The sequence below is a fragment of the Actinosynnema sp. NPDC023658 genome (assembly GCF_040639995.1).
Classification (GTDB): domain Bacteria; phylum Actinomycetota; class Actinomycetes; order Mycobacteriales; family Pseudonocardiaceae; genus Actinosynnema.
In genome coordinates this window covers 1-12,922 of sequence record NZ_JBFAAX010000035.1, presented here as the reverse complement: position 1 = coordinate 12,922, position 12,922 = coordinate 1, and the positions used below count along the sequence as shown (strand labels likewise).

15 protein-coding genes and 1 pseudogene are annotated in these 12,922 nt (G+C 72.0%); 7 read left to right on the top strand and 9 right to left on the bottom strand.

What is annotated here, in order from left to right; all coding sequences use genetic code 11:
* Positions 1-5: 5 nt before the first annotated feature.
* Positions 6-620, bottom strand: a complete 615-nt coding sequence (locus tag AB0G02_RS07425) for a TetR family transcriptional regulator (protein ID WP_360790752.1) — start codon at positions 618-620, stop codon at positions 6-8.
* A 119-nt stretch (positions 621-739) separates the two neighbouring features.
* Here AB0G02_RS07425 and AB0G02_RS07420 point away from each other — a divergent pair, with 119 nt between their 5' ends.
* Genes AB0G02_RS07420 through AB0G02_RS07410 form a run of 3 tightly spaced genes read left to right on the top strand, consistent with a single transcriptional unit; the run spans position 740 to position 4,076 of the window.
* Positions 740-2,053 carry a family 1 glycosylhydrolase gene (locus AB0G02_RS07420; RefSeq protein ID WP_360790749.1) on the top strand — a complete coding sequence of 438 codons (1,314 nt, stop codon included), beginning with the start codon at positions 740-742 and terminating at the stop codon, positions 2,051-2,053.
* Between the two features lie 47 nt (positions 2,054-2,100).
* A complete protein-coding gene (locus tag AB0G02_RS07415) occupies positions 2,101-3,273 on the top strand; it encodes an MFS transporter (RefSeq protein ID WP_360790794.1) in 1,173 nt (390 codons plus the stop codon).
* A gap of 11 nt (positions 3,274-3,284) precedes the next feature.
* Positions 3,285-4,076, top strand: a complete 792-nt coding sequence (locus AB0G02_RS07410; RefSeq protein ID WP_360790747.1) for an SDR family NAD(P)-dependent oxidoreductase — start codon at positions 3,285-3,287, stop codon at positions 4,074-4,076.
* A gap of 376 nt (positions 4,077-4,452) precedes the next feature.
* Here the strand turns inward: AB0G02_RS07410 and AB0G02_RS07405 are convergent, their stop codons facing one another.
* On the bottom strand, positions 4,453-4,815 hold the full coding sequence (locus tag AB0G02_RS07405) for a hypothetical protein (protein WP_310310641.1): 363 nt from the start codon (positions 4,813-4,815) through the stop codon (positions 4,453-4,455).
* A gap of 13 nt (positions 4,816-4,828) precedes the next feature.
* Positions 4,829-5,149, bottom strand: coding sequence for a hypothetical protein (locus tag AB0G02_RS07400; RefSeq protein WP_360790744.1), 321 nt, complete (start codon positions 5,147-5,149; stop codon positions 4,829-4,831).
* 276 nt (positions 5,150-5,425) lie between these two features.
* On the opposite strand from AB0G02_RS07400, the gene AB0G02_RS07395 reads away from it, so the two are divergent.
* The 3 genes from AB0G02_RS07395 (at position 5,426) to AB0G02_RS07385 (ending at position 8,045) form a co-directional block, all read left to right on the top strand.
* Positions 5,426-6,748 carry a helix-turn-helix transcriptional regulator gene (locus AB0G02_RS07395; RefSeq protein WP_360790741.1) on the top strand — a complete coding sequence of 441 codons (1,323 nt, stop codon included), beginning with the start codon at positions 5,426-5,428 and terminating at the stop codon, positions 6,746-6,748.
* Positions 6,749-6,767: 19 nt separating this feature from the next.
* Entirely contained in the window at positions 6,768-7,658 is an 891-nt protein-coding gene (locus AB0G02_RS07390) for an aminoglycoside phosphotransferase family protein (RefSeq protein WP_360790791.1), read from the top strand.
* Between the two features lie 114 nt (positions 7,659-7,772).
* Positions 7,773-8,045, top strand: coding sequence for a hypothetical protein (locus tag AB0G02_RS07385; RefSeq protein ID WP_360790739.1), 273 nt, complete (start codon positions 7,773-7,775; stop codon positions 8,043-8,045).
* A gap of 45 nt (positions 8,046-8,090) precedes the next feature.
* On the opposite strand, the gene AB0G02_RS07380 is transcribed toward AB0G02_RS07385, so the two are convergent.
* From AB0G02_RS07380 to AB0G02_RS07355, 6 genes are all read right to left on the bottom strand, one after another.
* The gene (locus AB0G02_RS07380) at positions 8,091-8,885 is read right to left on the bottom strand and encodes an NAD(P)H-binding protein (protein WP_360790736.1); all 795 of its coding nucleotides are present in this window, start codon (positions 8,883-8,885) and stop codon (positions 8,091-8,093) included.
* Between the two features lie 50 nt (positions 8,886-8,935).
* Positions 8,936-9,961, bottom strand: coding sequence for a CopD family protein (locus AB0G02_RS07375; RefSeq protein WP_360790733.1), 1,026 nt, complete (start codon positions 9,959-9,961; stop codon positions 8,936-8,938).
* Positions 9,958-10,515: a copper resistance CopC family protein gene (locus AB0G02_RS07370; RefSeq protein WP_360790730.1), complete on the bottom strand. Its 558-nt coding sequence runs from the start codon at positions 10,513-10,515 to the stop codon at positions 9,958-9,960. Before AB0G02_RS07370 ends, AB0G02_RS07375 begins: the two co-directional genes overlap by 4 nt.
* Positions 10,512-11,270, bottom strand: a complete 759-nt coding sequence (locus tag AB0G02_RS07365) for a YcnI family protein (RefSeq protein WP_360790727.1) — start codon at positions 11,268-11,270, stop codon at positions 10,512-10,514. The genes AB0G02_RS07370 and AB0G02_RS07365 overlap by 4 nt, the downstream gene beginning before the upstream one ends.
* A 48-nt stretch (positions 11,271-11,318) precedes the next feature.
* On the bottom strand, positions 11,319-11,843 hold the full coding sequence (locus tag AB0G02_RS07360) for a hypothetical protein (RefSeq protein ID WP_360790725.1): 525 nt from the start codon (positions 11,841-11,843) through the stop codon (positions 11,319-11,321).
* A gap of 157 nt (positions 11,844-12,000) precedes the next feature.
* Positions 12,001-12,432, bottom strand: a complete 432-nt coding sequence (locus tag AB0G02_RS07355; protein WP_360790722.1) for a DUF6474 family protein — start codon at positions 12,430-12,432, stop codon at positions 12,001-12,003.
* 106 nt (positions 12,433-12,538) lie between these two features.
* Between AB0G02_RS07355 and AB0G02_RS07350 the strand changes: the two are divergent.
* Positions 12,539-12,922: pseudogene (locus AB0G02_RS07350) on the top strand (recombinase RecB); the annotation flags it as partial.

The window sequence follows — 12,922 nt, the reverse complement described above, 5'->3', positions numbered from 1 at the left end:
GGGTTCTAGTCCGGGAGTCGGGTCGACAGGTAGCCGCGGACGAGGGCCTTCGCCTCGTCCAGGATCCGCTGGTCGCCGGCCGGGTCGCGGCGGAACGCCAGGTTCAGCACGCCGTCCGCCGCCTCGACCGCGATCGAGATCGGCAGCTGCAGCTCGGTGAACGGGATGTCGAACTTGGCCGAGATCATCTCCGCGATGCGGTCGGAGATGACCGTGTTGTTGTCGCGGCGGTCGTCGAGCAACCGCATGTCGACCACGTCACCGAAGTGCAGCTTGGAGAACGCGGGCACCTCGCGGTGCATCGAGACGTACACGTCGAAGATCGAGTCGACGGCGTCCCACCAGTGTTCGAGGGTGGTCGAGGTGAACCGACCGTCGACCGTCTGGATGAACTTCTCCAGGTTGCGCAGGGTCAGCGCCTGCACGACCGCCCGTTTGTCGGGGAAGAACTGGTAGAGCGAGCCGACCGCGACTCCCGCGCGTTCGGCGATCAACGTCGTGGTGACTCCGTCGTAACCGACCTCCTCGATGAGCTGTGCGCAGGCCTCGAGCATCCGCTCGACGCGCTTGGCGCTGCGCTGCTGCACCGGCTGGCGGCGCAGTGGGGTCGTACTGGTCACGGCGACTCCTGCTGAGTGGATTGCGGGACTCCATAGTGCCCGGTCCTGGACCATTCCACTTCACTTCACGGTGCAACACGCCTACGATCCGAATGACTTTCATGTTCTGGGAGGCTCGCGTGACCGTGTCGGATGACTTCTCGGGTCCGGATGACTTCTCGGGTCAGGATGACTTCTCGGGTCCGGATGACCTCTCGGGTCCGGGCTCCTCGGTTCCGGACGACTTCCTCTGGGGTGTGTCGACCTCCGCGTTCCAGATCGAGGGCTCGTTCACCGCCGCCGGCAGGCGACCGTCCGTGTGGGACTCGTTCCCGGCGTTCGAGGGGCAGGACGCGTCCGAGGCGTGCGACCACTACCGCCGCTACCGCGAGGACGTCGGCCTCATGCGCTCGCTCGGCGTCGGCGCCTACCGCTTCTCCGTGTCCTGGCCGCGGGTCCTCGCGGGGGACCTGGCGTTCTACGACCGGCTGGTGGACGAGCTGCTGGAGTCCGGCATCGCGCCCGTCCTCACGCTGTACCACTGGGACACGCCGCTGGCCGTGGAGGAGGCGGGCGGCTGGCTGAACCGCGACACCGCCCACCGGTTCGCGGAGTACGCCGCGACGGTCGGCGGACGCCTGGCCGACCGGGTCGCGATGTGGATCCCGATCAACGAACCCGCGATGGTGACGCTGCTCGGGTACGCCACCGGGCAGCACGCACCGGGCAAGGCGCTGCTGTACGACGCGCTGCCCACCGCGCACCACCTCAACCTGGCGCACGGGCTCGCCGTGCAGGCGCTGCGCTCCGCCGGGGCGCGCGCCGTCGGCACGGCCAACAACCACACGCCCGCGTGGCCCGCCGGACCGGCCGACGTCCCGGCCGCCGAGGCGTACTCCGACCTGCACAACTGGCTCTACGCCGACGCGCAGCTGGCCGGGCGGTACCCGGACTCGCTGGCCGACCGCTTGCCGATCGTGGACGGCGACCTGGCGATCACCTCCGCGCCGCTCGACTTCTACGGCGTGAACTACTACAACCCGACCCGGCTGCGGCTGCCGTCCGAGGGCAACCCCCTGCCGTTCGAGCTGACCGACATCGACGAGTACCCGAAGACCGGCTTCGGCTGGCCGGTCGTGCCGTCCGGGCTGTCGGAGATGGTCTCCCTGTTGCGGAATCGCTTTGTCGACTTGCCTCCCGTGTACGTGACGGAGAGCGGGTGCAGCTACCCGCACTCGCTGGAGGACACCGAGCGGATCGAGTACCTGGACGGGCACGTCGAGGAAGCCCTGAAGGCGGGCGTGCGCGGGTACTTCGTGTGGTCCTTGATGGACAACTTCGAGTGGGACTCGGGGTACTCGCAGCGGTTCGGCCTGGTCCACGTGGACTACGCGACCCAGCGACGCACGCCGCGCGCCTCCTACGAGTGGTACCGCGATCGGATCGCGAGGTGACCGCCGAGGCGTTGGCCGAGCCGGTCGTCCCGGTCCGCCGGTCGTGGATGACGTGGCTGTTCCTGGCCAACCTCGGCCTGTGGCTGGCCGTCTACGCGCCCATCCAGGTGCTGCTGCCCCAGCAGGCCGAACTGCTCGACGCGGCCGGCAAGGAAGCGGTGTTCGGGCTGGTCACCGGCGTGGGCGCACTCGCGGCGCTGATCGCGAACCCGCTGATCGGGCTGTCCTCGGACCGCACCACATCCCGGTTCGGGCGCCGGCACCCGTGGACGCTCGCGGGCGCGCTGATCGGTGCCGTCGGCCTGGCGGTGCTGTCGTCCGCGTCGACCGTCGCGGCGATGGTCGTCGGGTGGTGCCTGGTGCAGGCCGGGTTGAACGGGATGCTCGCCAGCCTCACCTCCGCCGTGCCCGACCGGGTGCCCGTGCGGCAGCGGGCGAAGGTCGGCGGCCTCGTCGGCATCTCCCAGATGCTCGGCACGGTGCTGGGCGCGGTCGTGGTGACCGTGCTGGTCAGCGGCCTGTCGGCGGGGTACCTGGCGTGCGCGGCGCTGGTCGTGGCGGGCGCGGTGGCGTTCGTGCTGATCACCCCCGACGCCCGGCTGCCGCGCGCCGCCCGCCCGCCGCTGCGGTGGCGCGAGCTGTGGGTCTCGCCCCGGCGGCACGCGGACTTCGCCTGGGCCTGGTGCACGCACTTCATGATCAACCTGGGCAACGCGTTCGGCACGCTCTACCTGCTGTACTTCCTCGGCGACGTCGTCCACCACCCGTCGCCCGAGGACGGCCTGCTGGTGCTGATGCTGCTCTACGGCGTGGCCCTGGCGATCGGCGCGTTCGCCGTCGGCGCCCGGTCGGACCGGACCGGCCGGCGCAAGCCGTACGTGTTGATGGCGGCCGGCGTGATGGCGGCGGCGGCCCTGCTCCTCGTGGCCTGGCCGACGTGGACGGCCGCGCTCGTCGCCGCACCGCTGCTCGGGGTCGGCTTCGGCGGGTACTGGGCGGTGGCGCTGGCGCTGCTCACCCAGGTGCTGCCCGCCGCGTCCGACCGCGCCAAGGACCTCGGCGTGCTCAACATCGCCAACTCGCTGCCGCAGGTGGTCGCGCCGCTGCTGACGACGTTCGTGCTCGCCTCGCTCGGCGGGTACCGGGGGTTGTTCGCCGTGTCGGCCGTCGCCACGCTGTGCGCGGCGGCGCTCGTGACCAGGGTCCGATCGGTGGCTTAGGAGGAGTTCGGGTGCGGTTGGCCGGCAAGACGGTGGTGGTGACCGGTGCGTCGCAGGGCATCGGCGCGGCGACGGCCCTGACGTTCGCGGCGCGCGGTTCGGTTGTCGTGCTCGTGGCCCGCAGCGGTGAAGCGCTCGATCGGCAGGTCGAACGGATCGCCGCGACCGGTGGGCGTGCGCTCGCCGTACCCGCCGACCTCTCGGACGTCGACCGGATCCGCGCGCTCACCGAACGGGTCGTGGCCGAGGTCGGCGTGCCGGACGTGCTGGTCAACAACGCGGGCTCCGGCCGATGGTTGTTCCTGGACGACACCCCGTCGGCCGAGCTGACCGGGATGATCGCCCTGCCGTTCACCGCCGCACTGCACCTGACCAGGGAGTTCCTGCCCGGGATGCGGGCGCGCGGTTCCGGGCGGGTGGTCACCGTGAACTCACCGGTGTCCCGCCTGCCGATCCCCGGCGCGACCGGGTACGCGGCGTCCCGCTACGCGTTGCGCGGGTTGACGGCGGCGCTGCGGATGGACCTGCGCGGCACCGGGATCGGCGTGAGCGAGGTCGTGCCGGGCAAGGTGAGCAGCCGGTACTTCGCCAACAACCCCGGCGCGGAGGAGCGGATCCCGGCCCTGGCCCGGGTGATCCCGACGGTGACGCCGGAGGACGTGGCCGAGCGGATCGCGCGGGTGGTGGAGCGGGAGCGGGACGAGGTCGTGTTCCCGTGGCAGCTCAAGGCGTTCGACGTGGCCGGTCGGATCTTCCCCGGCCTCACCGGCTACCTGACCTGGCTGACCGGCACCCACCGCTGAACCCCACCGCTGAACCCCACCGCAGAACCGGACCGCTGAACCGGACCCGCCGCCGGCCCGAACACCCTGTCGTGGACGCCAAACGGCCCCGATGTCCGCGCGGGAGGTGCGGACATCGGGGCCGAAGTGGTACCCGCGGACCAGTGTCGGTCGGGGAGGGAAGGTGTGCACAACACCGGCCCGCGGCTGTCTGTGTAGCTGTCGTGCGGTCCTGCTCTTCCGGCGGCACTGGCACGTGCCCCCGGTACTGCGGTGGAGCTTGAGCTGGCCGGCGATCCGTTCGTCGCGGTCGGGGGTTCGCACGTCCCGGACCGCCGGCCAGTAGGCGGGAGCTCGACCTGGTCGCGTCGGGGGAACGACAGGTCGGGGCCGCCCGTTAGTGGGCTCGAGCCACCACTCCCCGGCGCGACCGGGTGACAGGAGGTGTCACCGGCGCCGATCGGAGGTGGCGAGCCGGGCGCGGGGCCAAACCGCCCGCGACCAGGTGCTCGTACGCAGCGCGCCACACCGAGCAGGGGCTCTTCTGCTGCCGCCACCGACCGGAGCACTCGGGGCAGTTGCCCTTCTCGTCCGGTTCGTGCGCGGCGAGCAGGGCCCGCCACCCCTCGGTCAGCCGAGGGAGCTCGGAACGTGCCACCGACAGGAGGGACGGGGCGTCGGCCTCGTTGGCCAGCTCTGTGAGCAGGTCCAACCGCTCCCACACCGCGTTGCGAAGAACTTGTCCGAGGATCTCGTCCACCGAAACGTCACCGTCACCTTTCCGCCTGCTCGGCGGCTTCACGTAGCGCGGCCCTGAGTTGTACGAGCTGGTCCGCCGAGAGGACCGCCGTCTCGCCCGGCGGACCGACCAGGACCACGCGGCCCCGGTCGACCAGCACGGTGAGGCAGCGTTCCCGGTCGACCACGTCGCTGCAGCGGATTCGCCACCAGCGACGGTGCCCGGTCGTGCCGCGCCATCCGGAACCGAGGTCGGTCGGCTCCTGGACAGACAGGGAAGTGGGAGAGGGGGCCGTGGCGACGGCAGGCGCTGCCGGTCCACCGCTGGTGGTCACCGCCCGCTCGATCAGGTCCACTGCCGTGTTCCTCTCCGTACTCGCTCGCTTACCGGATCTCAGATTGCGATGATTCATGCCGGATGGGGACGTCATAGCGCTGGCCGGTGGCCGTTCCACGGTAAGCGGTCAGTGGAGTTCGGCAGGGCCGATCAGCCTCGCCGATCGGTACTTCTCGCGGTCGGGGGAGTGCCCCTACTCTGCCGTTGACGCCCAAAGGACTGTGAGGGGGCGCAATTGAACACCATCGGTTCGCCGAGCTCTCCTGTTACACCAGACGTCTGGGACCAGCAGGAGATGCGGGACGCCTTGGCCAGACGGGAGATCAGCGCGGTCTACCGCCTGCTCCGACGGCACGGTGTCTCGCAACGCCAGATCGCGGCGTTGACGGGCCAGTCGCAGTCCGAAGTCTCGGAGATCCTCAAGGGACGTCAGGTCATGGCCTACGACGTCCTCGCGCGGATCGCCCAGGGCTTGGGTGTCCCAAGGGGGTACATGGGTCTCGCTTACGACGAGGCCACGGCAGTGAGGGTCGCCGCCACGGCGGACGCACCCCATTCTGAGGAGGACGAGTCGGTGAAGCGAAGGAAGTTCCTCGCGCACGCCGCCGCCATCACCGTCGGCGCGGCCGTGTTCGGTACGGACTCCGGGTCTTGGGCTTCATCGCCCGCACAGACACCGGCCCCTGGCCGGATCGGCATGACCGACGTCCGACAGGTCGAAGCGGCGACCAGGGCGTTGCGGACGTTGGACTACCAGTACGGCGGCGGCTCGTGCCGCGACGCCGTCGTCGCGCAGCTGTCCTGGGGGCAGCAGATGCTCGGCGCGAACGCGACCGACCTGGTCAAGGAACGTCTCTACGTCGCGCTGGCTGACCTGCACAACCTGGCCGGGTGGACCTCGTTCGACACCGGTCTGTACGACTCGGCCCGCAACCACTTCGGCCAGGCGCTCGGCCTGGCCAAGCAGGGGCGCAAGGAAGAGCTCGTGGCCAACATCCTGTACCGGATGGGCCGCGTCTACCTGCACCAGAACGCGCCGGACGACGCGCTGAAGGTGTTCCAGCTCGGCCAGCTGGCCGCGCAGAACTCCGGTTCGGAGCTCGCGGTCGGCATCCTGTGCGCCAACGAGGCGTGGGCCTACGCGAAGATGGGCTCCGACGACCAGGCGTTGAAGCTGCTGGGCCGGGCGCGCGACGAGTTCGCCCGCGCCAACATCGGGGAGGCGCCCGCCTGGGCGAAGTTCTTCGACGCCAACGACCTGTCCGCGATGATCGGGACGGTGCATACGGAGCTGGCGCAGACCGTGGACGCGAAGTACACCCGCACCGCGGTGCCCGCGCTGACCAAGGCCATCGGCGGCTACGGCGAGGACATGAGCCGCAGCCGGTCGTTCAACCTCACCGCACTGTCGATCAACCACCTGCTCGACGGCGACATCGACCACGGCGCGCGCCTCGGCCGCCAGGCGATCGAGCTGTCCGAGGGCTTGAAGTCGGTCCGCACGAAGGACCGGATGAAGCCGTTGCAGAAGGAAGCGGAGAAGCGGCGCAACAACCCCGACGCCCGTGAGCTGGCCGAACGCCTGGCCAAGTTCACCGGCAACGACAGCGCGGCCTGAGCTGCGGGGAGTCGGGGTCCTGGACGGCAGGTTCACCTCCGCCGCGCTGACCGCCGTGCTGAAGCGGCTGTGCGCCGAACTGGGGTTGGCGCACCGCGGCGCGCGGCTCGTGAAGTTCACCAGCAACGCCGTGTTCGACCTGCCCGGCGACCGGGTGGTGGTCCGGATCGTCGGGTCGATGAACCTGCGCCACCGGGCGCAGAAGGTGGTCGAGGTCGCGCGGTGGCTGGCCTCGCACGACGTGCCCGCGGTCCGGCTGGTCGAGGACGTGCCCCAGCCGTTGGTGGTGGGCGAGCACCTGGCGACCGTGTGGCACACGGTGCCGTCCGGCGGCAGGCCCGTCGACGGCCGTGACCTGGGCCGGGTGCTGCGGCAGGTGCACGCGCTGCCGGTGCCGGGGTTCGAGCTGCCGCGCTGGGCGCCGCTGGACGACGTCCGGCGGCGCATCGCGGACGCCGAGGAGCTGTCCGCGCCGGACCGCCGGTTCCTGGAGGACCGGTGCGCCGAGGCCGACGACCGGCTGGCCGAGCTGCGGACCGTGCTGCCGCAGGGCGTGCTGCACGGCGACGCGCACCTGGGCAACCTGATCCCCAGCCCGGACGGCCCGGTGATCTGCGACTTCGACTCGACCAGCGTCGGACCGCGGGAGTGGGACCTGAGCACCCTGCCGGTCGGCGTGGCCCGCTTCGGCCACCCCGCCGAGTGGTACCGGCAGCTGGCCGACGAGTACGGCTTCGACGTCACCCGGTGGTCCGGCTTCGCGGTGTTGCGCGAGGTCAGGGAGCTGAAGCTGACCACGAGCGTGCTGCCGATCATGCGCAGCCACCCCGGTGTCCGCGACGAGCTGCACAGCCGGCTCAAGGCGTTGCGCGCGGGCGACACCACGACCCACTGGACCCCCTACCGCTGAAACCCGTGCCGTGGGGGAACGAACCGGTAACGCCTGCCGCGCGTCTTACGACTGAGGCATCAAGGGGATGCGGGGACGGGCGGCGAGGTGGGCGTGGTCGGGAATCTGCCGGTGATGAGGCGACGGCGTGCCAAGCGCGCCCTGCGGGCCGCCCGCATGTTGGACCAGGTCGTGGACACCCAGCTGCCGCTGCTGGCGGCGTTCGACGAGCCGCGCCGCCTCCGCTCGGCGACCTACCTGGCCGAACTGGTGAAGCTCGCGCAGGACTACCGGTACTTCGCCAACGGCTGGATCGACGCCGAGGAGCTCGAACGGCGCGGCCGTGACGCCATGGCGGAGCTGACCCGGCTCCGCGAGGACCCTTCCGCCCGACTGGTCACCGATTAGGGCGTTCGGCGCAGCTCGTCGCACCGAACGGACCACTCGTCGACGCTACCCCCGCCACGCGCCCGATCCCCACGCCTGCACGACGTAGTCGTGGAAGTGCTTGGGTTCGCGTCCGGTCACCCGGGCGACGGTGTCGGTGGGCTCCCCGTCGTCCAACGCGTCCCACGCCTCGATCTGCTGCTCGGCCAGGTCGGCGGGCACGACGGCCCGGTAGTCGTCGGGCGTGCCGCGGAACCCGACCCGCAGGCCGGTGACCCGGGTGATCGCGGCGAGCGCCTGCGGGAACGACAACGCCTCGGGCCCCGTCACCTCGTGGACCAGGCCCTCGTGCCCGTCCTCGGTCAACGCCGCGACGGCCACCGCCGCGATGTCGTCCGCGTCGACGAACGCCTGCCGCTTGTCACCGAGGGGCAGCACCAGCTCGCCCGCGAGCACCGCGGGTCGGAAGAACCCCTCGTCGAAGTTCTGGTCGAACCAGTCCGGCCGCAGCACGGTCCAGTCCACGCCGGACCCGCGCACCAGCTGTTCGGCGGCGAGCAGCCGTTCGTCGCGCATCTCCGCCGCACCGCGGGTGGACAGGAGCACGAACCGCCGCATGCCCGCCGCCACGGCGTCGTGCACGAAGTCGGGGTCGACGGGCAGCTCGTGCGGCGCCATCAGGTACACCCGCTCGACGCCGGCCAGCGCGCCGGACCACGTGCCGCGGTCGGACCAGTCGAAGCGCACGTCGCCCCGGCGTGACGCCCGGCGCACGGCGTGGCCCGCCCCGGAGAGCCGTGCGGCCACCCGCCTGCCCGTCGAGCCGGTGGCTCCCAGTACGAGGATCGGTCGATCAGCCATGGATCGACCCAAGCACGGGGGTCCGACAATCCCGGGGTGCGGCGGTCCCGTCAGGCCACGGGGGCGCGGGAGAGCACGACGGCCAAGCCGAACGCGACGCCCATGACGGCCAGCTCGACCGCGGCCCAGGCGACGACGGCGGTGGTCCTGTGCCGGGCGATGTGCGGCAGGAGCCGCCAGCGGATGTTCGCGCCCAGCGCCGCCAGGAGCGCGGCGCACACGACCTTGCCGATCAGCACCAGCCCGTACGACGTGGTGAACAGCGAGGCGGGCAGGCTGATCAGGGGGTTGAGCGCGAGTTCCAGCAGTCCGTTGAACAGGCCGGTCACCGACACCAGGACGAGCGCCACGGTGGCCAGCTTCGAGAACTTCGGCAGCGCGTCGGCCAGCAGCCCGCGCCGGTGCGCGACGAAGACCACCAGCGCCGCCAGGCCGCCGGACCACGCCGCCGCACCGAGGACGTGCAGCTCCATCGAGATCATCGAGTAGTCGTGGTACTTCCAGTTCGACGCGTGACCGGTCACCGGCAGCGGCAGCACGCCGAACATGGCGATGAGGATGCGCAGCTCCGCCGGCACCGACTCGCCCCGGCGCACGGCCAGCACGCCGATCCACAGGTACACCAGCGCGCACACCGCGCTGAACAACAACCCCTGGCCCGCGCCGACGCGTTGCACGTAGTCCACGACCATCGGCATGGTCAGGTCCGCGTCCGGACGGGTCTCGTACGCGCGGATCACGATCGACAGCAGCGCGGTGAACGCCCACACCGCCGCGGCGACCACGGCGGCGGGCCGGGCGACGCGCATCACCGGTTCGGTGAGGGTCGGTCGGCTGAACCCGAGCAGCTTCGGCAGCAGCGAGAGCCCGACGACGAGCGTCGCGGCCAGGTCCAGCAGCGTCCGCACCAACGGGTGCGCGAACCGGAACACCACCCCCGGCTCGGCCACGCCCACCGCTTCCGGTGTGGTGGACAGGCCCAGGCCCAGCAGGACGCCGACGGCTCCGCCCGCGAGCAGGCCGCCGACGACCCAGTACCTGTTCGTGGCGGTGGTGGTGTTCCGGTTCACGGTCATCGCTTGGTGCTCTCCTTGGCGCCGTCCGCGCCACCGCGCAGCGCGAGGAACGCGCCGCCGGCCAGCAGCACGGCCGCACCGACGACCCACACCCAGATCGGCACGCCACCGGCCCCGGACGGGGCGGAGGTCGTGTCCTGGGCGGAGGCCGCGGGGGCGGGCGTGCCGCTGCCCGCCTTGGTGAGGGTGAACTTGAGCGAACCCGTCACCGGGTGCCCGTCCGCGGAGAGGACCCGGTAGCCCACCGAGTACTCGGCGGCCGGGCCCAGCGGTCGGACCGGGAAGACGACGCTGTTGTCCTTGACCGTCGGCTCGCCGTCCGCTTCCCAGCGCGTGCCCTCGGGGCCGGTGACGGTGATCGTGTTGAACTTCTCCCCGGCCTGCACGGGCTGGTCGAAGGTCAGCGTGATCGACGTCGGTCCGGACTCCAGCCGCGACCCGTCCTTCGGGTCACTGCCGACCAGCACGTTGTGGGCGGACGCCGGTGCGGCCGTGCCGAGCACGACGGCACCCGCGACCAGGCCGGTCAGCAGCAGCGAGACGACGCGCCTCATGCCGTCGGCTTGCCCGCGCGACGGGACCGCAGCACGGCGCCCGCACCGAACCCGAGACCCAGCGCGCCGACGACGAGCCCGGCGCCGCCCAACCAGCGGGCCGTGTCGTCGGTCGTGCCGGCCGCCGCCGCGTCGTGGTCGGTGTCCGCGACCGCGGTGGCCGTGGCGGTGCCGTGGTCGTCACCACCGGTCTTCGCGACCAGGTTCACCACGGGTGCGGGGTGTTCCGGCTCCTCGGCGCCCTCGGCGGGCGGCGGGGTGTTCCAGTCCACGACCTCACCGCTGTCGTAGGTCTGCTTGGTCGGCAGGACCAGCTTGTCGGTGCTGTCCGGCAGCGGCCCGACGGACAGGTCGAACTCGTTGAACTGGTTCGGCTCGATGCGGGAGCCCGGCTCGGCGGTCCACGTGACGGTGCGGACCGCCTCGGTGACCTCGCGGCCGTGGCTCTTCACCGGCGTGGCCAGCTTCTCCTTGACCGCCTCGACCTTCCAGCCGGGCGTCGGCTTGGTGCTCACCGAGGCCAGCGGGTACTCGGCGGGCAGGGTCAGCTCCAGCTTCACCGTGCCCGCGTCGGGGCGTTCGTTCGGCACCCGCAGCGTGATCTTGGTGTAGCCGCCCTGCACGGCGTCCTTCGGGGTGGACGCGGTGACGTGCGCGGACGCGAGGCCGGCGGTGGTCAGCGCGAGGAACGCGGCGGCCGCGAGCACGGCACCGCCCTTGGCGAGCGTGCGCACGCCAAATCGATGTGTCGACATGAAGTTGTGGCTCCTGAGACCAGAGGTGTGTTGAGGGGACCCGGGTGATCAGGAGAGGGGTGGTCCGCGACGGCCGTGCACGCGCCGCAGCAGCACGCTGACGAGGGTGTCCGCCGCCGGAGCGGGCGCGGGGGACCAGAGGGCGCCGGCCGGCACGAGCGGCGTGAGCGGCGGCGGCACCAGCCGGGTGACCGCGCCGACCAGGGCGTCCAGCGTGGCGTCCGCGCGGGCCAGCAGCAGGCCGGTGAGCAGCGCGGCGACCACGTGCGCGGCGGTCATCGCGGTCGGGCTGAACCCGAGCCCGGGGCCGTCGGCGGCGTGGTGGCCGAGGTTGAGCAGCGCGTGCTGCCCGAGCTGGGCGACACCCAGCGTGGCCAGGGTCGTCCACGGGCGGCGCCACCGCTCGACGACCGCCGTGCCCACGAAGGCGACCAGCAACGTCAACGGCAGCGCGGGCGCGAACTCGGTGACCGAACCACCCGCGGCACCGTGCGCCGTCACGCTGAGCGCCGCCGACGTCACGGCGAGCAGCACGGCCCGCGCGAGGCGGGTCGGTGCGGGCCGGGTGGTCACACCCCAGAGCGTAGGAGGTCGCACGGCCCGCGCGTGAGCCCCCACGGTCGACCGCGGGTTCGCGCTGGTCCGTTCGGGCGCGCGGGTTGGGCGTGACGACCGAGCACCGGCCCGTCCGGGAGCCTTCGCCGGTACGGACCCGAAGGGACCGCCCGGCTCACACCCCGAGGCGCTTGAGCAGGTCGGCTTCCATCGCGTCCAGGTCCGTCGACACCGCCCGGTGCGCGGCCCGCCGCCGCGGTGCCGGCATCCGCTCGGACGCGCGGACCGCCGCCAGCAGCTGCGACAGGCGCTTCTCGGTGCCCTCGACGTAGGTCGGCTCGGTCTCCCGCAGCTGGTCGAGCGCCTCGCTGAACCCGACGATCCGGGCGTGCAGCCCCGCGCCGCGACCCGAGTACCGGGTCAGCTGGTCGACCGGCACGCCCAGCCGGGACGCCCGGTAGCGGTCGTAGCGGTCGCCCAGGAGCGCGGCGGCACGGGCCGCCACCGGCGCCATCACCGGGATCAACGTGGGCGCCAGCACCTTGGCGATGCCCACGAGGTTCTTCGCCCTGCCCGGGGTGAACCCCTTGCCCTTCTCACGCGCCATGGCCGCACCTCCTCGTCACAGACCCTAGAGCCGTTCGGGCAAAAGATCGACTCGACTCCGCGAGGTTGCCGGGACGACTCCTCGCCCGTCGTCATACGCTGCACTGGTGACTTCCCAGGTGCAGCTCGACGCCGGCGTGGTCACTCGTTGCCGGCGGCGGGTGCACCTCGAACACGATCCGACCATGCGCGAGGTGCCCACGCTGCCGCCGGACCCCACCGGTCAGCAGCGCAAGGCGGACGCCAACGAGCACCGCCGCGCCGTCGCCACCTCCCTGGGCCGGGCCGTCGGGTCCGACCTGATGGAGATCCCGCACGACGTCCCGTCGGCCGACCGCGAACGCGTGACGGCCGCCGCGATGCAGGCCGGTGTCCCGTACATCTGGGGCGCCGCCCTGCCGCGCGACCCGCTCCGCCGGGCGCACGCGCGACGCCAGCTCCAGGAGACCGTGTGGTCCGGGCACGTCCCGTGGCGAGATCGGCCGAGCACA

Excerpts from the sequence above, each read along its gene's own strand:
- AB0G02_RS07415 (WP_360790794.1), top strand. The coding sequence starts at position 2,101 with ATGACGTGGCTGTTCCTGGCCAACCTCGGCCTGTGGCTGGCCGTCTAC.
- AB0G02_RS07395 (WP_360790741.1), top strand. The coding sequence starts at position 5,426 with ATGCGGGACGCCTTGGCCAGACGGGAGATCAGCGCGGTCTACCGCCTG.
- AB0G02_RS07385 (WP_360790739.1), top strand. The coding sequence starts at position 7,773 with ATGAGGCGACGGCGTGCCAAGCGCGCCCTGCGGGCCGCCCGCATGTTG.
- AB0G02_RS07380 (WP_360790736.1), bottom strand. The coding sequence starts at position 8,885 with ATGGCTGATCGACCGATCCTCGTACTGGGAGCCACCGGCTCGACGGGC.
- AB0G02_RS07375 (WP_360790733.1), bottom strand. The coding sequence starts at position 9,961 with ATGACCGTGAACCGGAACACCACCACCGCCACGAACAGGTACTGGGTC.
- AB0G02_RS07370 (WP_360790730.1), bottom strand. The coding sequence starts at position 10,515 with ATGAGGCGCGTCGTCTCGCTGCTGCTGACCGGCCTGGTCGCGGGTGCC.
- AB0G02_RS07365 (WP_360790727.1), bottom strand. The coding sequence starts at position 11,270 with ATGTCGACACATCGATTTGGCGTGCGCACGCTCGCCAAGGGCGGTGCC.
- AB0G02_RS07355 (WP_360790722.1), bottom strand. The coding sequence starts at position 12,432 with ATGGCGCGTGAGAAGGGCAAGGGGTTCACCCCGGGCAGGGCGAAGAAC.